This is a genomic window from Streptomyces sp. NPDC048825, assembly GCF_043198355.1.
In the GTDB taxonomy this organism is placed as follows: Bacteria; Actinomycetota; Actinomycetes; order Streptomycetales; family Streptomycetaceae; genus Streptomyces; species Streptomyces xiangluensis.
Genome location: NZ_JBICUR010000021.1, coordinates 106,918 through 126,319, shown reverse-complemented (window position 1 = coordinate 126,319; position 19,402 = coordinate 106,918). Strand labels below are relative to the sequence as shown.

Genomic DNA, 19,402 nt, shown 5'->3' with positions numbered 1-19,402 from the left:
TCCGCTCGACGTCTGCCTCGTACGCAAGCTGGGGGTGCCCTTCCAGCCGGAACTTGCCATGGGCGCGTTGTCAATGAAGCGGTGGTGGGGGCGACGGGTGTGACCGGCCGTGATCTGGCGGCGGTGGAGGAACAGGAGCGCGGCGTCCTGGAGCAGCGCGCCCGCCGATCGGCGCGAGCGGCAGCCGGCTCGGTACGAGGGGCGGACGGTTCTGGTGGTGGACGACGGTCCGGCGACCGGCTCCACGGCACTGGCGGCCTGCCATATTGCGCGCGCCCGCGGCGCGTCGTGGATCGTGCTGGCGGTTCCTGTGGCGCCGCACGAGGTCAGCCTGCCTCGGAGGCGAGGGCGGACGAAGGCGTCTGTCTGCACACACCCGGGCAGTTCCACGCGATCGGCGAGTTCTACGCGGACTTCGGGCAGGCGAGCGACGAGGAGGTCATCGCCTGCCTGGCGCACAACCGCCCGGCGCATGCGCCAGAGAGCGCGCCAGGTTCACGCACTCCCCTCGAGCAGTTTCTTCAGCGTCTGCTCGTTCCTCGGCATCTCCTTGCGCACATGCGGACGGACGACGAGCGGAACGAGCACCTTGCCGATCCCATGCGTCTCGAAGTCGAGGGACATCGTCAGGCGCGACCGCTCGCCGTCGCCGAGCGGCTCGATCGTTCCTTTCACGTGCCCTCGGATGGGACCGTCGATGCCGTCGACCCGCCAGCTTCTCGGCGGATCAAGCTCGGTCACCTCCGAGGTCATCGGGATGTCCCGGCGACCGATCCGCCGGGTCACCACGACTCTCGAACCCACGGCCAGAGGAGCGTCTCCCAGCGGGCGTACCGACACGGCACTCTCCTGCCACTCGGGGAGGTGCGAGAGATCGGTCACATAGGAGAAGACTTCTTCGGGGCGGCAGGAGATGTCGACGCTTTCTTTGATCGCAGACATTTCGATCACCTTTTATCCAATTATATACATAATCCCACGGTGCCGGTGACGCACCAACTCCACCAACCGGACGGAGGCCCACACGGCAATCACTGGCGCGGGCGCGGGTTTCCGGCGGCAAGCAACGGTGGCGTCATGCGCCGGGGGCGCGGTACTCCACCTTCTGACGGACCGCCTCGTCGATCTCGCCGGACGACAGCAGGACGACCGTGTCCGTACGCACGCCGCCGACCGCTGACACCACCATGCCCATGGCCGCGGCGGAGGCATTGCCCGGAAGGTCCACAGTGACGTACGAAGGCCCAGTCCATCGACTCGAGTCGCCCCGAAATGCTCTGCACCATGCGATCGAACGACCTCGCGACGCGCCGTACCGCCCTCTTTCAGGTGAGGGTCTGGGCGTCGCCTCCCAGGACGCGAATGCGGGAGTTTCCGGCCTCGTCGACCGCAACCTGGCTTGGACAACGGCGGGGCTCCAACCCGCCACCCACCCAGCCCATCTTGTCTTTCCAGCTGCGCCGACCGAACCAGCAAGAATCCAGCAACCGGAAACCTCGCCCAGATTCAACTACCGGACGCCAACACCCGACCTGCGCAAACAACTTGCTGCATCTCGCGAACCCAGACCTTGAACGTTCCGCCGCAACGTACGGCTCTGGGCATCGAATTGCCCCCTAACCTGCGAAAACGCCGACTAGGGAGCGATTCGAGGTGAAACTAAACCTTGAAGCGGAACTCCACCACATCCGCGTCATACAGCAACAACCACAACCAGCACGACCGAGAACGTGTCCACTGACGTCCCTCCGACAGGAAATCAGGCGGAGGTGACCGGCAATACGTCCGGCGACAACGCCCCTGCATGGGCAGCGGCGCTCGTCATCCGCCTGCGGTGATGACGCCGGCACAGCACCTCATACCCCACCTCCGCCGCCGAGCCGGCCACATCCCCTACCACCACCTGCTCGCCCTCGACCAACATCTCCCCAGCCAGCGTGCGCGCGTTATGGGTGGCTCGCGCACCGCACCAACACATCGCCTCGACCTGCAACGTCTCCACGCGGTCCGCAAGTTCGATCAAACGCTGCGAGCCAGGGAAGAGCTTGGTGCGGAAGTCCGTGGTGATGCCGAACGCGAAGACGTCCAAGTCGAGGTCGTCCACGATCCGGGCCAACTGGTCGATCTGCTCCGGCGCGAGGAACTGCGCCTCATCCACGATCACGTAATCGACCTTGGCACCGTGCGACATCTGCTCCACCAGGTACCCGTACAGGTCCATGCCCGGAGCCGCCTCAACCGCGTCCGTGACCAAGCCCAAACGCGACGACAACTTACCCTCGCCGGCACGGTCATCCCGCGTGAAGATCACACCCTGCAGACCCCTTGCCGAACGGTTGTGCCCAATTTGAAGCGCCAAAGTTGACTTTCCACAGTCCATCGTTCCGGAGAAAAACACCAGCTCAGGCATCAGGAGAGCGGAACCCTTCGCGACAGACCAAGACGGACACCACACGCCACAACCCAGCCCACGACACCACCGCCAGATGGTGGATACCCAAGCAAGTCAGTCGACTTCCCACAGTCCACGGTTCCGGAGAAGGACACCAGCTCGGGCATGGCGAGTTGAGCACCTTTCGGCGGAGGGCAGTTCAGGGGCGATTCAGGCAGCCGACGATCAGGAGCGTACTTCGAGCAGCGGGACCAGCTGCTCGGCGGGGGTCAGCGAACCGTGGTTGCCGAGCATCGACGACTCCTTCGGCTCCCGCTGCGAGGCGATGAGGAGGACGTCGTCGCGGGCCGCCGCGACCACGTCGCCGATACGGGCGTACACCCGCTCCTCGATCCGGTCGGGCCGCCCGAACCAGCCCGCCGCGATCGCCTCGTCCCGGGACGCCACCCAGAACTGCTCGCCGAGCACCTCACGCCAGCAGGTCAGGACGTCCGATTCGGCGCCGGGGACGGCGTACACATGCCGGGCGCGGCCCTCGCCGCCGAGCAGGGCGACGCCGGCGCGCAGCTCCCAGTCCTCGTCGAAGTCGATGCGGTGCAGCTCGTCGAAGGGAATGTCGATCATGCCGTGGTCTGCGGTGATGTACAGGGCCGTGCGGGGCGGCAGTTGCTCGGCCAGGCGCTGGACCAGGCGGTCCACGTACATGAGCTGTCCGCGCCAGGGGTCCGAGTCGACGCCGAAGCGGTGGCCCTTGCCGTCCACCTCGGCGTAGTACGTGTAGACCAACGAGCGGTCGCCGGCGGCCAGTTGCTCGGCGGCGAGGTCCATGCGCTCCTCACCGGAGAGGCGCCCGTGGAACGTTCCGCCGCTCAGCGCGACCTTCGTCAGGGGCGTGTTCGCGAAGGTCGGCGAGGAGACCTGTGCGGTGTGCACGCCTGCCGCGTCGGCGAGCTGGAAGACAGTGGGGTACGGCTGCCAGACGTCCGGCGGTGTCCATGGGTTCCAGCGGAGCTGGTTCATCAGCTCGCCGGTCTCCGGATTGCGCACGGTGTAGCCGGGCAGGCCGTGGACGCCCGGCGGCAGCCCCGTACCGACCGTGGCGAGTGAGGTGGCGGTGGTCGCGGGGTAGGCGGCGGTGATCGGGCGGCCGGTGCCACCGCGGGAGCTGCCCAGGAGGGAGCTCATGAAAGGGGCCTCTTCGGGGTGCGCCTTCAGCTGCTCCCAGCCGAGGCCGTCGATCAGGAAGACGCAGTTCCGGTCGGCCGGAGTCAGGTCCTTGAGCGTGGCGGTCTGACTTGGTACGCCCATGCCCGCGGCGAGCGTGGGCAGCAGATCGGCCAGCGAACCGGAGCCGTACTCCGGCACGGGTGCGGACTCGACGGTGAGGGGTTCCGGGTGGTCCCAGAGGGGCTGCGCCATTACGGGGTGACGTCCGCGGTCGCCTCGGAGAGCGACTGGGCGAAGGCGAGCGTCTGGCGCACGGCGTCCGGGCCGTCCCCGGCCTCGCTGACGCGCAGGCTGAGGTCGTCCGCCGTCGAGCTGCCCGTATAGCCGTGGTCCGCCTCGCAGTTGGGGTCGCCGCAGGCGGCCGGCTCCAGGTCGAGGCGGGAGACCGCACCCCAGCCGATGGTGAGGACGACCTCGCGGGGCAGTGTCCCGGGCACGTACTTCTCCGGGTTGGCGACGACACGGCTGAGAACGACCGACGAGATCCGGCCAAGCTTCACGGACTCGGTGGACGTCGTCGCGTACGGCGTCGGTGACGTACTGTCCGCGGCCTGCTCATCGGTGTGGCTCACGATGAAGCGGTTGTCGGTGAGGACAAGCACCGTCACATGCCGACGCACCTCGTTGGCGTCGAACGTCGTCTCCTGGTGGACCAGAAACGACCGGATGGCCTCGCCGCCGACAGCGGCCTCCACCGCCTCGGCCACGAGGGCCGGGTAGTAGCCGCTGCGCTCGATCGCCGCTCGCAGCCCCTGGGTCGATGTACTGGTCTTGGCCATGGCGCCCATCCTACGGGGGCGCACTGACTGCGAGGCACCGATCAGTACACAGGAAGTGTGCGCGGACCGAGGTCGCCACGGGCGGGCGGGGGCGCGAGCCGCACGGAGGCACCGAGCGCCGACAGCCCGCGCGGGGCGACGACCACGGGCTCCAGGGTGACGGAGACGACCTCCGGGTGGTCGTCCACAAGGCGCGACAGGCGCAACAGCAGCTCCTCCAGCGCCGCCGTGTCCGCTGGTGCCGAGCCCCGCCAGCCGAAGAGGAGCGGCGCCGTCCGGATCGACCGGATCAACGAGGCCGCATCCCGGTCGGTGACCGGGATCAGCCTGTGCGCGGTGTCGCCGAGCAGCTCCGAGGCGGCTCCGGCGAGCCCGAACGAGAGCACCGCTCCGGCCGCCGGGTCGATCACCGCGCGGACGACGGTGTCGACGCCGCGGGGAGCCATGCTCTGCACCACCGGGCGCAGCTCGGCGGGCTGCCCGAAGAGCTCGGTCAATTCGGCGTACGCCCGCCGCAGTTGCTCTTCGTCCGCCAGATCCAGTCGTACGCCGCCCAGGTCGGCGCGGTGCCGCAGGTGCGGGGCGGTGGCCTTCAGCGCCACGGGGTAGCCGGAGCGCTCGGCCGCCTCGACGGCTTCGTCGGGCGTCGGGGCGGGCAGGGCACGGCGTACGTCGATGCCGTACCGGCTGAGCAGCGTGCAGGTGTCGTCGGGGCCGAGCGTGAGCCCGGCCGGGTCGCCCTTCGCCAGCAGAGCGTCGATCTGCTCGGCGGCCCCCTTCTCGTCGATGTCCTCGAACTCGGGCACCCGGCCGGGCTCGGCGGCGTCCCGGCGCCACTGCCCGTATCTGACGGCTTCGGCGAGGGCGCGGACGGCGCGTTCGGCCGCGGGGTAGGCGGGGATGAGACGGGATTCGTCCGCGGGGGCCTGCGCCGCTGGGCGTTCGGCGGGCGGCGGCACCTGGGGCTCGACGGCATGGGGCGCGGTGCTGGTGGCGGCGGAGAGCGCTTCGGCGAGCCCGCCGAGCTCCACATGGACCACGAGCACCGGCTTCGCCGGGGACGCCGCCGCGGCCGAGCGGAGCGCCTCGGCGAGGGGGGCGTCTGCTGCGGACGTCTCACCGACCGCTGGTATGGCCGTGACCACGACGGCGTCACAGGCGTCATCGGCCAGCGCATGTGAGAGCGCCGCATGGAAATCGTCCGCGGATGCCGCCGTGGTCAGATCCAGCGGCGGCAACGGCCGAAGTCCTTCGGCGAGACAGGCGTCGTAGGTGAGCAGCCCGAGCGACTCGGAGTTCCCGAGGATCGCCACACGGGGCCCGGCGGGGAGGGGCTGGCGTGCCAGCAGCAGGCCGGCGTCGACGAGCTCGGTGATCGTGTCCACCCGGATGACCCCGGCCTGCCGCAGCAGCGCGGAGACGGTCGCGTGCGGCAGCCGTGTGGCCCGTACGGCATGTCCCGGAGGTGCGGCCCCGCCGTGCCGCGCGCCCTGGACGACGACGAGCGGCTTGGCCGCGGCGGTCCGCCGCGCGAGGCGCGTGAACTTCCGTGGGTTGCCGATGGATTCGAGGTACATGAGCGCGACATCGGTGTCGGGGTCGTCGTACCAGTACTGCAGTACGTCGTTGCCGGACACGTCCGCGCGGTTGCCCGAGGAGATGAACGTCGACACTCCGGTCACGCCCGTGACGCCGCCGCCGCGCCGCTGCAGCCGGGACAGCAGCGCGATGCCGATGGCACCGGACTGCGCGAACAGACCGATGCGTCCGGCCCGCGGCATCTCGGGCGCGAGCGAGGCGTTGAGCCGTACATCCGGTGCGGTGTTGATGACCCCGAAGGCGTTGGGTCCGATGATGCGCATGCCGTACGTGCGCGCGTGGCGCACGAGTTCACGCTGGCGTTCCCGCCCTTCGGGGCCGCTGTCGGCGTACCCCGCGGAGATCACGACGAGCCCCTGCACGCCGTGCTCACCGCAGTCGGCGACGGCCTGGGGGACGTGCTCGGCCGGGACGGCGACCACGGCGAGATCGACGGGGTCGGGGATGTCGCGGATCGAGCGGTACGCCGCGACCCCGCCGAGTTCTTTCTCCTGCAGGGCCCTGTTCACCGCGTACAGACGTCCGCTGAACCCGGCCCCGCGGAGGTTGTCGAGCACGCTGCGCCCCACTCCCCCGGGCGCGCGGCCCGCCCCGATGACGGCGACCGAACCGGGCGTGAGGAGCCGGGCCACGGACCGCGCCTCGGCCCGCTGCTCCCGGGCCCACTGCACCGCGCGTGAGCGGTCGGTGGGCTCCAGGTCGAACTCCAGGCGTACGACGCCGTCTTCGAAGCTGCGCTGCTGCTGGTAGCCGGCGTCCGTGAACACCTTGATCATCTTGCTGTTGGCGGGCAGCACCTCGGCGGCGAACCGGCGGATGCCGCGCTCCCGGGCCACCGCGGCGATGTGCTCCAGCAGCGCGGAGGCCACGCCGCGGCCCTGGTGGGCGTCCTGCACGAGGAAGGCGACCTCGGCCTCGTCGGCAGGAGCAGAGGCGGACAGGCCCTCGGCGTTGATGCGGTCGTAGCGTACGGTGGCGATGAACTCGCCGCCGACCGTGGCCGCGAGTCCCACCCGGTCCACAAAGTCGTGGTGCGTGAAGCGGTGGACATCCTTTGCGGACAGGCGCGGGTACGGCGCGAAGAAGCGGTAGTACTTCGACTCGTCGGACACCTGCTCGTAGAAGCTGACCAGGCGGTCGGCGTCGTCGGCCGTGATCGGCCGGATGCGCGCGGTGCCGCCGTCGCGCAGCACGACGTCGGCCTCCCAGTGGGCGGGATACTCGTGCCGGTCCGACGAGGTCTGCATGGGCCCCAGAGTACGGCTCGTGTCCGACAATGGCGCGAGGCAGTCCGGGGGCCCGACTCGGGCCCCCGCACGGGCTCCTGGCCTCCGACGGGCTCGACCCCCGCTCGAGGGCGCTTCGCGGTATGGAATAGTGGTCTAGACAACCTGAGAACACCTGAAGGGCAGCATCACATGGCTGAGCGCCGCGTCAACGTCGGCTGGGCCGAGGGCCTCCACGCCCGCCCCGCCTCCATCTTCGTCCGCGCGGCCACGGCCGCCGGCGTCCCCGTGACGATCGCCAAGGCGGACGGCAACCCCGTCAACGCCGCTTCCATGCTCGCCGTGCTCGGTCTGGGCGCCAAGGGCGGCGAGGAGATCGTCCTGGCCTCCGACGCCGAGGGCGCGGACGCCGCGCTCGACCGCCTGGCCAAGCTGGTCGCGGAGGGGCTTGAGGAGCTGCCGGAAACTGTGTGAGCACCCCTTTGCGCCTCAACCGGCGCCGCTCTCGCGGACCTGGTTGCGCGCCGTCGGGGTTCCTCAATTGATGGTCGCTGTGGTCGTCGCATCAAAAACGCCGTCCCGCACACGCACCAAAAGGGCTCGCCCAAAATACCGGGCGGGCCCTTTGCAATTCCACATCGCGGGCAGCAAAAATAATCCCCCGCGAATTACTCCCCTTTGTATACGGCGCCACTGTTAATGCCGCACGCTCGCCGTGTTTACGGGGTGTTGCGAACTCCTCACACGCTCCACGCGATCACCGCGCTCGGGAAAGCGCAGCCGGTGTGCGGCCGTCGCCCGCTCGGTGTGCAGGGCCGTGATGGCCCGGGCCCGCTCGCTGTCGCCGCGCGCGACGGCGTCCACGATGCCGCCGTGCTCCGACCAGGACTCGGCGGGATGGGCCGGCGCCTCGACCGAGTACATCCAGGCGATCTTGTGCCGCAGCTGGGTGAGCATCGAGGTCAGCGCGGGGCTGCCGGACGCCTGCGCGAGCGTCTCGTGGAACCAGCCGCCCAACGAGCGCAGATCCTCGCCCTGGCCCCTCCTGGCCCGCTCCTGCCCCAGCCTGACGAGGCCTCGCAGCACCTTGAGGTGCGCCTCTGTCCGCCGCTGCGCAGCGCGCGCGGCGCCCAGCGGCTCCAGGAGCATGCGCATCTCCAGGAGGTCGCCGGCCTCCTGCTCGGTGGGTTCCGCGACGCACGCGCCCGCGTGGCGGCGGGTGACGACGAAGCCCTCCGCTTCCAGCGTGCGCAGTGCCTCCCGCACGGGGACCCGCGAGACGCCGTAGCGACGCGCGAGCAGTTCCTCGGTGAGCCGGCTGCCGCGTTCGTAGACACCCGCGACGATGTCGTCACGGATCGCCGTGCATACCGAGTGCGCGGGAATACGCATGACCGGACCTCCGCCTTAATCCCCGCGAAACGCGGTCGATTGACGCTCGTCCGGTGACTCTATTGCAGAGAACCGGAAATTCCGATGGCGGGCCGGAATCCATGGAGTTTTTTTGGACACATAGTCGCGCAGAACAGGCAGTCGTCCCGTCGGCATGCACGAAAGCCCCGGCTCGGTGAGCCGGGGCCTTCGGGAGAGGTGCGCGGTGAAGCTTCCGAGCCGTCAGACGTTCACGCCGTGCGACCGGAGGTAGGCGAGGGGGTCCATGTCCGAGCCGTACTCCTGGGACGTACGCGCCTCGAAGTGGAGGTGTGCTCCGGTGACGTTGCCGGTCGCCCCGGAGAGGCCTATCTGCTGGCCCGGGGTGACGCTCTGACCGACGGAGACGGAGAGGGACGACATGTGGGCGTACTGCGTGTACGTGCCGTCGTTCATCTTGATGACGACCTGGTTGCCGTACGAGCCCTCGAAGCCGGCCTCTACGACGGTACCGGCGCCCACGGCGCGGACGGTGGTGCCGCTGGCGGCGTGGAAGTCGATGCCGGTGTGGCTGCCGGAGGACCAGACGGAGCCGCCGGCCTTGTAGCCGGTGGAGACGTACGAGTCGCTGATCGGCGAGACGAAGGAGTTGAGCAGGCGCTTGCGCTCGGCCTCGCGGGCGGCGCGCTCCTTGGCCTCGCGCTCCGCCTTGGCCTTCGCCTCGGCCCGGGCCTTCTGCTCGGCGGCCAGCTTCTTGGCGGCCTCCTCGGCCGCTTCGCGGGCGGCGGCCTCCTCGGCGGCCTGCCGCTGGGCGTGGGCCTGGGCGTCGATCTGGTCGGCGACCGAGTCGCCCATGGTGACGGCCTGGGTCAGCCCTGTCTGCTTGACCGAGGACGGGCCGGCGAACGCCGGGGCGGCCAGGGTGCCGATGACACCGGTGGTGGCGAGCGTCGCGACGCCCACGGTCCTCGAGGACGTGCGCTTCGTACGGCTCGGGCGACGGTGCTTCCCGGTGGCGCGGGTGAACGCCATGAAGTGGCTGGTCCTTTCCTTCCTTCTCGCCTACCGGGTTAGCTGACGGGTTCGGAGCAGGAAGGTCTCCTACGGGCTCCCTCCAGGAGGGCGCCCGATTCACCCCAGGGACTGCGGTGGGTCCCCGGCTCCCCTGGCTCGCGCCGTACGGGGACTCGGCGATGACTGTCCGGTGCCGCGGATGCGGCGCACTGCCTGACGAACAGCCGGACTGACGCTAAGCGGGCCATCTCTCAAACAACAAACGGATGACGGTTTTTGTAGCGCACGCCACAGCGCAGACACACAACCTCCATATCAACTCCCAACCAATCCAATCAATTTGGACAAAGAAGGACCCTGGAGGCTCATAAGCCTCCAGGGTCCCCGGGGATGTGCGGCGGCTCTACTCGGCCGGGACCACGCTCACTTCACCGATTCCGAGGGCCTTGACGGGCTCCTCGATCTGGGCGGCGTCCCCGACGAGGACGGTCACCAGACGGTCCACCGGGAAGGCGCTCACGGCGGCCGCGGTGGCCTCCACGGTGCCCGTCGCGGCGAGTTGGCGGTACAGCGTCGCCTGGAAGTCGTCCGGCAGGTGCTGCTCGACCTGGTCGGCGAGCGTGCCGGCGACGGCGGCCGCGGTCTCGTACTTGAGCGGCGCCACGCCCACCAGGTTCTGTACGGCGATGTCGCGCTCGGCGTCCGTCAGGCCCTCGGCCGCGAGCGTACGCAGCACCTTCCAGAGGTCGTCGAGCGCCGGGCCGGTGTTCGGCGTGTCCACCGAGCCACTGATGGCGAGCATCGCGGCGCCCGTGCCGTCCGGAGCGGAGCGCAGCACCTGTCCGAACGCCCGCACACCGTAGGTGTAGCCCTTTTCCTCGCGCAGGACGCGGTCAAGACGCGAGGTGAGGGTGCCGCCGAGGCAGTACGTGCCGAGCACCTGGGCGGGCCACACACGGTCGTGCCGGTCGGCGCCGACGCGGCCGATGAGCAGCTGTGTCTGGACGGCTCCGGGACGGTCGACGATGACCACGCGGCCCGTGTCGTCGGCGGTCACCGGAGGCACGGGACGCGCCTCGGCCGGCGAGCCGGTCCAGGCGCCGAGCGTCTCACCGAGCAGCGCGTCGAGGCCGACACCGGTGAGGTCGCCGACGACGACCGCGGTGGTGGTGGCGGGGCGTACATGCTTCTCGTAGAAGGCGCGCACAGCCGCCGAGTCGATGCTCGCGACCGTCTCCTCGGTGCCCTGGCGCGGGCGCGACATGCGCGAGGTCGCCGGGAAGAGCTCCTTGGAGAGCTCCTTGGCGGCGCGGCGGGCCGGGTTGGCGGTCTCGTGCGGAATCTCGTCGAGCCGGTTGCGGACGAGGCGTTCGACCTCGCTGTCCTCGAAGGCGGGCGCCCTGAGGGCGTCGGCGAGCAGGCCGAGCGCCTTCTGGAGCCGCGACACGGGGACTTCGAGGCTCAGGCGTACGCCCGGGTGGTCGGCGTGCGCGTCCAGCGTGGCGCCGCAGCGCTCCAGCTCGGCGGCGAACTCCTCGGCGGAGTGCTTGTCGGTGCCCTCGGAGAAGGCACGCGCCATGATCGTGGCGACACCGTCCAGGCCCTTCGGCTCGGCCTCCAGCGGTGCGTTCAGGAGGACTTCCACGGCGACGACCTGCTGGCCGGGGCGGTGGCAGCGCAGCAGCGTCAGGCCGTTGGCGAGCGCACCGCGCTCGGGCGCCGGGAAGGCCCAGGGCTTGGCCTCGCCGGCCTGGGGCTGGGGGTGGAAGTCCATGGTCACGGTGGCCTCGGTCACTGGGCGCTCTCCTCGTCGGTGGCGGTCTCCTCGTCGGTGGCGATCGGCTCGTACACGAGCACCGCGCGGTTGTCGGGGCGCAGGCGGGACTTGGCGGCCTCCTGGACCTCGTCGGCCGTGACGTCGAGCACACGCTGTACGGCGGTCAGGGCGAGCTGCGGGTCGCCGAACAGGACGGCGTACCGGCACAGTTCGTCGGCGCGGCCGGCGACAGTACCGAGCCGGTCCAGCCACTCGCGCTCCAACTGGGCCTGGGCACGCTCCATTTCCTCGGCCGTGGGGCCCTCCTCGGCGAACCGGGCGAGCTCCTCGTCGACGGCCGCCTCGATGACGGGGACCTCGACATCGCCGGAGGTCTTCACATCGAGCCAGCCCAGGGAGGGCGCTCCGGCCAGGCGCAGCAGACCGAAACCGGCCGCCACAGCCGTACGGTCCCGGCGCACGAGGCGGTTGTAGAGGCGCGACGACTCGCCGCCGCCGAGGACGGTCAGGGCGAGGTCGGCCGCGTCGCACGCGCGCGTGCCGTCCTCCGGGAGCCGGTAGGCGGCCATCAGCGCGCGCGCCGGGACCTCCTCCTCGACGACCTCGCGCAGCTGCTCGCCGATGGTGTCCGGCAGGGTGCCGTCGCGCGGGGCAGGCTTGCCGTCGTGCCCCGGGATGGAGCCGAAGTACTTCTCGACCCAGGCGAGCGTCGCCTCCGGGTCGATGTCGCCGACGATCGACAGGACGGCGTTGTTGGGCGCGTAGTAGGTGCGGAAGAACGCGCGCGCGTCCTCCAGCGTGGCCGCGTCCAGGTCGGCCATCGACCCGATCGGGGTGTGGTGGTAGGGGTGGCCCTCCGGGTACGCGAGGGCGGTCAGCTTCTCGAAAGCGGTGCCGTAGGGGACGTTGTCGTAGCGCTGGCGGCGCTCGTTCTTGACGACGTCCCGCTGGTTCTCCATCGACTCGTCGTCGAGCGCGGCGAGCAGCGAGCCCATGCGGTCGGCCTCCAGCCAGAGGGCGAGCTCCAGCTGGTGGGCGGGCATGGTCTCGAAGTAGTTGGTGCGCTCGAAACTGGTCGTGCCGTTCAGCGAACCGCCCGCGCCCTGCACCAGTTCGAAGTGGCCGTTGCCCTTCACCTGGCCCGAGCCCTGGAACATCAGATGCTCGAAGAGGTGGGCAAGTCCGGTACGTCCCTCGACCTCGTGGCGCGAGCCGACGTCGTACCAGAGGCACACCGCCGCGACCGGGGTCAGATGATCTTCGGAGAGCACCACGCGCAGGCCGTTGGCCAGGCGGTGCTCGGTCGCTGTCAGCCCGCCGGAGCCGGCCTCGACGGTGGCCGTGTGACCCATGGGCATGTACGTCCCTTCGATCGCGGAAAACTGCTGAATTCCTGCTAGTCATGCCACTGTATGCAAGCGCGCTGACAGCTGGCGAAGTTCCCGGAACGGCTACGCCGAGAGCGAGCGGGCCGGTGCCCGCCCGGACCCCTGTGCATGGGGCGTGGTCCGGGTTGTCAGTGGGGCGGTCCACAATGGAGCTCGTCAGAACCCGTTCATGCCCCGGCAGACACTGTGAAGGAGTCGCAGCAGCGATGGCCCGCCGCAGCACGAAGACCCCGCCGCCAGACGACTTCGAGGAGCGCATCCTCGACATCGACGTCGTCGACGAGATGCAGGGCTCCTTCCTCGAGTACGCGTACTCGGTGATCTATTCCAGGGCCCTGCCGGACGCCCGTGACGGTCTCAAGCCCGTGCACCGCCGCATCGTCTACCAGATGAACGAGATGGGGCTGCGCCCCGACCGCGGCTACGTGAAGTGCGCCCGCGTCGTCGGCGAGGTCATGGGTAAGTTGCACCCCCACGGCGACGCGTCGATCTACGACGCCCTGGTGCGCCTGGCTCAGCCCTTCTCGATGCGGCTGCCCCTGGTGGACGGCCACGGCAACTTCGGCTCGCTGGGCAACGACGACCCGCCGGCCGCCATGCGGTACACCGAGTGCCGGATGGCCGACGCGACCTCCCTGATGACGGAGTCGATCGACGAGAACACGGTCGACTTCGCCCCGAACTACGACGGCCAGGAGCAGGAGCCGGGCGTCCTCCCGGCCGCATATCCGAACCTGCTGGTGAACGGTGCGTCGGGCATCGCGGTCGGTATGGCCACGAACATGCCGCCGCACAACCTCGGCGAGGTGATCGCCGCCGCCCGGCATCTGATCCGCTACCCGGGCGCCGATCTCGAGACGCTCATGAGGCACATCCCGGGGCCCGACCTGCCCACGGGCGGAAGGATCGTCGGCCTCTCCGGGATCAGGGACGCGTACGAGTCGGGCCGCGGCAGCTTCAAGATCCGCGCGACGGTGTCGGTGGAGAACGTGACGGCGCGCAGGAAGGGCATCGTCGTCACGGAGCTCCCCTTCACCGTGGGCCCGGAGAAGGTGATCGCCAAGATCAAGGACCTGGTCGGCGCCAAGAAGCTGCAGGGCATCGCCGACGTCAAGGACCTCACCGACCGCGCGCACGGCCTGCGCCTGGTCATCGAGATCAAGAACGGCTTCGTACCGGAGGCCGTCCTGGAGCAGCTCTACAAGCTGACTCCCATGGAGGAGTCCTTCGGCATCAACAACGTCGCGCTGGTGGACGGCCAGCCCCTCACGCTCGGCCTCAAGGAGCTTCTGGAGGTCTACCTCGACCACCGCTTCGAGGTCGTGCGGCGGAGGTCGGAGTTCCGCCGCAGCAAGAAGCGGGACCGGCTGCATCTGGTCGAGGGGCTGCTGGTCGCCCTCCTGGACATCGACGAGGTCATCCGCATCATCCGCTCCAGCGACAACTCCGCACAGGCCAAGGAGCGCCTGATCGAGCACTTCTCGCTGAGCGAGGTCCAGACGCAGTACATCCTGGACACCCCGCTGCGCCGGCTCACCAGGTTCGACCGCATCGAGCTGGAGTCGGAGCGCGACCGGCTCAAGAGCGAGATCGAGGAGCTGACCCGCATCCTGGAGTCGGACGCCGAGCTGCGCAAGCTGGTGTCGGGTGAACTGGCCGCGGTGGCCAAGAAGTTCGGCACCTCGCGGCGTACGGTGCTGCTCGAGTCCTCCGGGGCCACCGCCGCGGCCGTACCGCTGCAGGTGGCCGACGATCCGTGCCGGGTACTGCTGTCGTCGACGGGACTTCTCGCGCGTACGGCGAACGGTGACCCCTTCGGGGAGAGCGACGGCAAGCGCGCCAAGCACGATCTGATCGTCTCGGCCGTCCCGGCGACGGCCCAGGGCGAGGTGGGCGCGGTCACGTCGGCCGGACGGCTGCTGCGCATCAACGTCATCGACCTTCCACAGCTGCCCGAGACGACCGCGGCACCCAACCTCGCCGGGGGAGCCCCGATTGCGGAGTTCCTCACCCTGGAGGGCGACGAGGAGGTCGTCTGCCTGACCACGCTCGACGAGTCGTCGCCGGGTCTGGCGCTCGGCACACAGCAGGGTGTGGTCAAGCGTGTGGTGCCCGACTACCCGTCCAACAAGGAGGAGTTGGAGGTCATCACACTCAAGGAGGGCGACCGGATCGTCGGCGCGGCCGAGCTGCGCACGGGCGAGGAGGACCTCGTCTTCATCACCGACGACGCACAGCTACTGCGCTACCAGGCCTCCCAGGTGCGCCCGCAGGGCCGGCCCGCGGGCGGCGTGGCGGGCATCAAGCTCACCGACGGGGCCAAGGTGATCTCCTTCACGGCCGTCGACCCGGCCGTGGACGCGGTGGTCTTCACGGTGGCGGGCTCGCGCGGCACGCTCGACGACTCGGTCCAGACGACCGCGAAGCTGACGCCCTTCGACCAGTACCCGCGCAAGGGCCGCGCCACGGGCGGTGTGCGCTGCCAGCGGTTCCTGAAGGGCGAGGACTGCCTCAGCCTGGCCTGGGCCGGCCCTGCTCCGGCCCGGGCCGCGCAGAAGAACGGCACGCCGGCCGACCTGCCGGAGATGGACCCGCGCCGCGACGGCTCGGGCGTTTCACTGCCGAAGACGGTGTCGGTGGTGGCGGGACCGGTGTGATCAGGCCTCAGGCTTCGGGGCTCGGTTCCACGGGCTCCGGGCTCTGAGCCTGTACGTCGAGGTCCTGTACCTCGGGGTCCTGTACGTAGCGGAGGACGCCCCACATGCTGTGCTCGTCGGTGTGCGGGGCGTCCTCCTTGCACGCCTCCAACTCCTTGCCGAGAGCGGGGGCGTTGATGCCGGAGCCGATGAGGACGAGCTGGGTGAGGCGCTCCTCGCCGGGCGCCCAGGCCTCCGGGTAGAACCGCAGGAACCGGCCCACGGCATGCACGACATAGCGGTTGCGGATGTCTGCCGCGCCGAAATCGACGTACCCCTTGATGCGGTAGAGACCCTCCGGCCTGCCGTCGAGGAAGTCCATCAACCGGCGCGGGCTGAGGGGCACTTCGGAGGTGAAGGCGAGGGATTCGTAGGCGGAGTGCAGGTGTCCGGCGTGCCGGCTACCGTCCTCGTGATCCTCGCCATGGCTGTGCCCCGGGCCGTGCTCAGGGCCGTCCTCATGCAGGTCGTCGAAGGACAGCTGCCCGATCCGCTCCGTGGACGGCTGGCAGTCGAAGAGGAGCGCCGGGTCGATCCGCCCGTACGTGGCGGGGACGACGGCGGCGCGATCATTCAGCGTCCGGACGAGTCGGCGTACACGCTCGGGGTCCTCTGCCCGGTCCGCCTTGTTGACGACGACGAGATCGGCCAGGCCGAGGTGCCGGTCGATCTCGGGATGCTTCTGCCTCGTGTCGTCGAACTCGGCGGCGTCGACGACCTCCACGAGCCCGCCGTAGACGACGCGAGGGTTCTCACTGGCGAGGAGCATCCGCACCAGCTCCTGCGGCTCGGCGAGGCCGCTCGCCTCGATGACGATGACGTCGATACCGGCCGAGGGCTGGGCGAGCCGATCCAGGTAGACGTCGAGTTCGCTTGCGTCGACCGCGCAGCACAGACACCCGTTCCCGAGGGAGACGGTCGAGTCCCCCAACGCCCCGGCAACCGCCATCGCGTCGATCTCGATCGCCCCGAAGTCATTGACGACGGCCCCGATACGGCTGCCTCCGCTGCTGTGCAGGAGGTGGTTGAGCAGCGTGGTCTTACCGGAGCCGAGGAAGCCCGCGAGGACGACGACCGGGATCTGCTGGGGGCTCGCAGGACTCAACGCGCGACCTCTCTCACACCGATGCGTGCACCGGCTCGTGGACCGGCTCTCGTTACGAGGATTGAATGCCAACTCAGGATACGAGCCGGTGGAAACCCCGCGAAGTGAACGATTGTTAGCGGCGCTCGCGGGGCACACGTTGGGCATGGCGCCAGGAAACGCGACCCGCGCTTCCCTCTGTGCGCCCTCTTCGCCGCCTCCCAGCCGATCAGAGCCGCTCGGCACCCTGGAAGGCGGCAAGCGCGCCGCCCACCCGCTCGCCGGTCCGTTTCCTGTCGACCCGCACCCGACGACCGGCGGACGGTCGCCTGATTCGGGGGTTGACATGGTCACACAGAAGCGCGGAATACGCGGGCTGAGCTCCGCCGCGGCAGCAGCAGGGATCGGCATGGTGGCAGGTGTTCTCGCCACCATGGCCGCGCACCGTCACACGCTCGAGTCACTGCGTCTGCGCCTGGAGCATCTGGAGCAGACCGCGCACACGCAGCAGCACACCAACATCGCCAACCAGCAGCGCCTGCACTGGGAACTGCTGAGCAAGGCCATAGACGACCCCGAGCTGGCCGAGGTGCTGGACCTCTATGAGGTGCCCGTGTCTCCCAAGAAGCGCCGCCAGTACCTGTTCGCCAACGCTCTATACACGAATCTGCTCTTTTATTACCGCATCGGCAATATAAGCCGTGATGAGTTCTTCGGGCACGTTCGGGGCATTTTCCAGAACCCGATCGTGCGCGAGTATTGGCATGCCACTCAGCAGCAGCGGGCGAGCATCGCGAACTCAGAAGAGGCCGAACTCGGACTGATGGTCGACGACCTGCTGCGCCAACTGGAGGAAGCGGACATCGACGAGTGGTGGGTGGTCGGGGAGCCGCCCGGCGACCAATAACCCCCGGTGTCCACCTCGGCGCTACATGTAAACTCCGCCCACGTTTCGCCACTCTTTGTGGGTATTCTCTCGGCGAAGCATAGTGAAGCGGCAACAACGAGCTTTAGCTGTGACTACTGTGGTGGTTGACTGTTGCGCGACCGCGCATGGAGTTGACCACCACGAGGAAGTCACTCCACCGTCGGCTGTCGAGGCTCAGCCCTACCGGGCATGCAACGCACCGCGCAGCAAAGTGCGCAGGTACGCCGGTTGTCGAGGCTCAGCCCTACCGGGCAGCAACGCACCGCGCAGCGAGTGCGCAGGTACTAGGTGCATTGCTACCGGAAAAGGGAAAACAACTGTGAGTCAGATCATCCGTCGCCTCGGTGTATCTCCACGCGTGCGAGGTAGCGCTTCTGGCGCAACTTGCCCAGATATTTTCGAATTGGCCGACGGAAATTTCGCCATCATCGGCACAGACGCAACTACTTCTCTCGACTCACAGCTACCCGCCGACGCAGCTCGCGCCGACTACGAACGAATCGTGGTGATCACGCGCGAGACCCTGGTACGGGCAAAGGCCGATATTCCCGATGCTTGAGGCAGTCACGGTCACCCAAGCCGTCAACGGCGTTGGGTGACCCGCGACCTGAAAGGCCCGGCGCCGCCATGGCGCCGGGCATTCGTTCGTCAAGCCACCGCCGGCACCGCCACCGGCGCCCCTGGCCCCACATACCGCGCCACCGGACGGATGATCTTCGAGTCCTGCGCCTGTTCCAGGATGTTGGCGCTCCAGCCGACGACGCGGCCCGTGGCGAAGGTGGGGGTGAACATCGCGCGGGGGAGACCGCACAGTTCCATGACGACGCCCGCGTAGAACTCGACGTTGGTGTGGAGATCGCGGCCGGGCTTGAGTTCCGCGAGGATCGCCTCCACTCGGCGCTCCACCTCGACCGCGAAGTCGACAAGAGGGCCGCCGAACCGCTGAGCGATGCCGCGGAGCATGCGGGAGCGAGGGTCCTCGGTGCGGTAGACGGCATGACCGAAGCCCATGATGCGGTCACCGGCGAGCACTCGTTCGCGGACCCAGGAGTCGATGCGGTCGGGCGTCCCGATCGCATCTAGAGTGTCCAGCGCCCGGCTCGGGGCGCCGCCGTGCAATGGCCCGGAAAGGGCCCCCACCGCACCCACGAGGCAGGCCGCCACATCCGCCCCCGTGGACGTGATCACCCGGGCCGTGAACGTTGATGAGTTGAATCCATGGTCAATGGTTGAGATCAAGTACTGCTCGATCGCCCGGGCCCGCTCCGGCTCAGGTTCCGAACCCGTCATCATGTAGAGGTAGTTGGCGGCATGAGGCAGATCGTCCCGCGGCTCCACCGGGTCGAGGCCACGGTCCAGCCGGTAGAGCGCCGTCAACAACGTCGGCACGGCAGCCGCCGCAGCGAGCGCGTCCGCACGACGCTGGTCCGCGTCACTGTCGTACACCGGCCGGAACCCTCGCGCCGCACCTAGCAGGGACAACGCGGTCCGCATGCCTGCGAGCGGCCCGGACCGCCCACTCGCCGCCGCGATCGCGGGCAGGGCGGCCAGCACCTCGTCGGGCAGCCGCCGCAGCGAGGCGGTCCGCGCCACGAAGGCGGAACGCTGTGCCGCATCCGGCAGTTCACCATGGACCAGCAGATGCCAGACGTCCTCGAATCCTCGGCTCTGCGCGAGCTCGACGGCCGAGTACTGGCGATAGTGATAGAAGCCCTCGAACCCCCGGACATCGCCCAGTGCTGTGTCGGTGACGACGACGCCGGCGAGTCCCCGCGGTACGTCTACAGAGGCGGTCTCGGCACGGTTGATCTGCATATTCCCTCCCTGGAATTGATTCGACTGTCCATGCTTGACTGCCTCTCTGTCAATATTGATTGAATCAATCTATAACCGTAGGGATCCATACAGATACGGTGACGCC

The 19,402-nt window shown here is 69.1% G+C and carries 15 protein-coding genes and 1 riboswitch; of the genes, 4 read left to right on the top strand and 11 right to left on the bottom strand.

Going from position 1 to position 19,402, the window contains the following annotated elements; all coding sequences use genetic code 11:
• Nucleotides 1-495: 495 nt before the first annotated feature.
• The 5 genes from ACGFNK_RS37945 to ACGFNK_RS37925 all read right to left on the bottom strand — a co-directional run bounded on the left by ACGFNK_RS37945 (nucleotide 496) and on the right by ACGFNK_RS37925 (nucleotide 7,244).
• Nucleotides 496-942 carry an SRPBCC family protein gene (locus tag ACGFNK_RS37945; RefSeq protein WP_393423471.1) on the bottom strand — a complete coding sequence of 149 codons (447 nt, stop codon included), beginning with the start codon at nucleotides 940-942 and terminating at the stop codon, nucleotides 496-498.
• A gap of 817 nt (nucleotides 943-1,759) precedes the next feature.
• Nucleotides 1,760-2,410, bottom strand: coding sequence for a thymidine kinase (locus ACGFNK_RS37940; protein ID WP_393423469.1), 651 nt, complete (start codon nucleotides 2,408-2,410; stop codon nucleotides 1,760-1,762).
• A gap of 207 nt (nucleotides 2,411-2,617) precedes the next feature.
• Nucleotides 2,618-3,811, bottom strand: coding sequence for an alkaline phosphatase family protein (locus ACGFNK_RS37935; protein ID WP_393423468.1), 1,194 nt, complete (start codon nucleotides 3,809-3,811; stop codon nucleotides 2,618-2,620).
• A complete protein-coding gene (locus tag ACGFNK_RS37930) occupies nucleotides 3,811-4,398 on the bottom strand; it encodes a DUF5998 family protein (protein ID WP_165339181.1) in 588 nt (195 codons plus the stop codon). Before ACGFNK_RS37930 ends, ACGFNK_RS37935 begins: the two co-directional genes overlap by 1 nt.
• 41 nt (nucleotides 4,399-4,439) lie before the next feature.
• On the bottom strand, nucleotides 4,440-7,244 hold the full coding sequence (locus ACGFNK_RS37925; protein ID WP_393423466.1) for a GNAT family N-acetyltransferase: 2,805 nt from the start codon (nucleotides 7,242-7,244) through the stop codon (nucleotides 4,440-4,442).
• Nucleotides 7,245-7,415: 171 nt separating this feature from the next.
• On the opposite strand from ACGFNK_RS37925, the gene ACGFNK_RS37920 reads away from it, so the two are divergent.
• Complete coding sequence (locus tag ACGFNK_RS37920; protein WP_189324765.1) at nucleotides 7,416-7,697, top strand: HPr family phosphocarrier protein; 282 nt, start codon at nucleotides 7,416-7,418, stop codon at nucleotides 7,695-7,697.
• A gap of 222 nt (nucleotides 7,698-7,919) precedes the next feature.
• Here the strand turns inward: ACGFNK_RS37920 and ACGFNK_RS37915 are convergent, their stop codons facing one another.
• The 4 genes from ACGFNK_RS37915 to ACGFNK_RS37900 all read right to left on the bottom strand — a co-directional run bounded on the left by ACGFNK_RS37915 (nucleotide 7,920) and on the right by ACGFNK_RS37900 (nucleotide 12,743).
• The gene (locus ACGFNK_RS37915; protein ID WP_386344761.1) at nucleotides 7,920-8,615 is read right to left on the bottom strand and encodes a GntR family transcriptional regulator; all 696 of its coding nucleotides are present in this window, start codon (nucleotides 8,613-8,615) and stop codon (nucleotides 7,920-7,922) included.
• A 222-nt stretch (nucleotides 8,616-8,837) separates the two neighbouring features.
• Nucleotides 8,838-9,626 (bottom strand): M23 family metallopeptidase, encoded by a 789-nt coding sequence (locus ACGFNK_RS37910; protein WP_393423463.1) that lies wholly within the window; start codon nucleotides 9,624-9,626, stop codon nucleotides 8,838-8,840.
• A 13-nt stretch (nucleotides 9,627-9,639) separates the two neighbouring features.
• Nucleotides 9,640-9,797, bottom strand: a riboswitch (cyclic di-AMP (ydaO/yuaA leader).
• A 214-nt stretch (nucleotides 9,798-10,011) separates the two neighbouring features.
• Complete coding sequence (locus ACGFNK_RS37905) at nucleotides 10,012-11,403, bottom strand: M16 family metallopeptidase (RefSeq protein ID WP_393423461.1); 1,392 nt, start codon at nucleotides 11,401-11,403, stop codon at nucleotides 10,012-10,014.
• Nucleotides 11,400-12,743 carry a M16 family metallopeptidase gene (locus tag ACGFNK_RS37900; RefSeq protein WP_393423459.1) on the bottom strand — a complete coding sequence of 448 codons (1,344 nt, stop codon included), beginning with the start codon at nucleotides 12,741-12,743 and terminating at the stop codon, nucleotides 11,400-11,402. Before ACGFNK_RS37900 ends, ACGFNK_RS37905 begins: the two co-directional genes overlap by 4 nt.
• A 236-nt stretch (nucleotides 12,744-12,979) precedes the next feature.
• Between ACGFNK_RS37900 and ACGFNK_RS37895 the strand changes: the two genes are divergently transcribed.
• Nucleotides 12,980-15,430, top strand: a complete 2,451-nt coding sequence (locus ACGFNK_RS37895; protein WP_393423457.1) for a DNA topoisomerase (ATP-hydrolyzing) subunit A — start codon at nucleotides 12,980-12,982, stop codon at nucleotides 15,428-15,430.
• A 7-nt stretch (nucleotides 15,431-15,437) separates the two neighbouring features.
• On the opposite strand, the gene ACGFNK_RS37890 is transcribed toward ACGFNK_RS37895, so the two are convergent.
• Nucleotides 15,438-16,574: a CobW family GTP-binding protein gene (locus ACGFNK_RS37890; protein WP_393423455.1), complete on the bottom strand. Its 1,137-nt coding sequence runs from the start codon at nucleotides 16,572-16,574 to the stop codon at nucleotides 15,438-15,440.
• 88 nt (nucleotides 16,575-16,662) lie between these two features.
• Between ACGFNK_RS37890 and ACGFNK_RS37885 the strand changes: the two genes are divergently transcribed.
• Together ACGFNK_RS37885 and ACGFNK_RS37880 are read left to right on the top strand one after the other, a co-directional pair.
• Nucleotides 16,663-17,460, top strand: coding sequence for a DUF6082 family protein (locus tag ACGFNK_RS37885; RefSeq protein WP_393423453.1), 798 nt, complete (start codon nucleotides 16,663-16,665; stop codon nucleotides 17,458-17,460).
• A gap of 340 nt (nucleotides 17,461-17,800) precedes the next feature.
• Nucleotides 17,801-18,040 carry a hypothetical protein gene (locus tag ACGFNK_RS37880; RefSeq protein WP_393423451.1) on the top strand — a complete coding sequence of 80 codons (240 nt, stop codon included), beginning with the start codon at nucleotides 17,801-17,803 and terminating at the stop codon, nucleotides 18,038-18,040.
• Nucleotides 18,041-18,129: 89 nt separating this feature from the next.
• Here the strand turns inward: ACGFNK_RS37880 and ACGFNK_RS37875 are convergent, their stop codons facing one another.
• A complete protein-coding gene (locus ACGFNK_RS37875; RefSeq protein WP_393423449.1) occupies nucleotides 18,130-19,296 on the bottom strand; it encodes a citrate synthase/methylcitrate synthase in 1,167 nt (388 codons plus the stop codon).
• Nucleotides 19,297-19,402 lie beyond the last annotated feature (106 nt).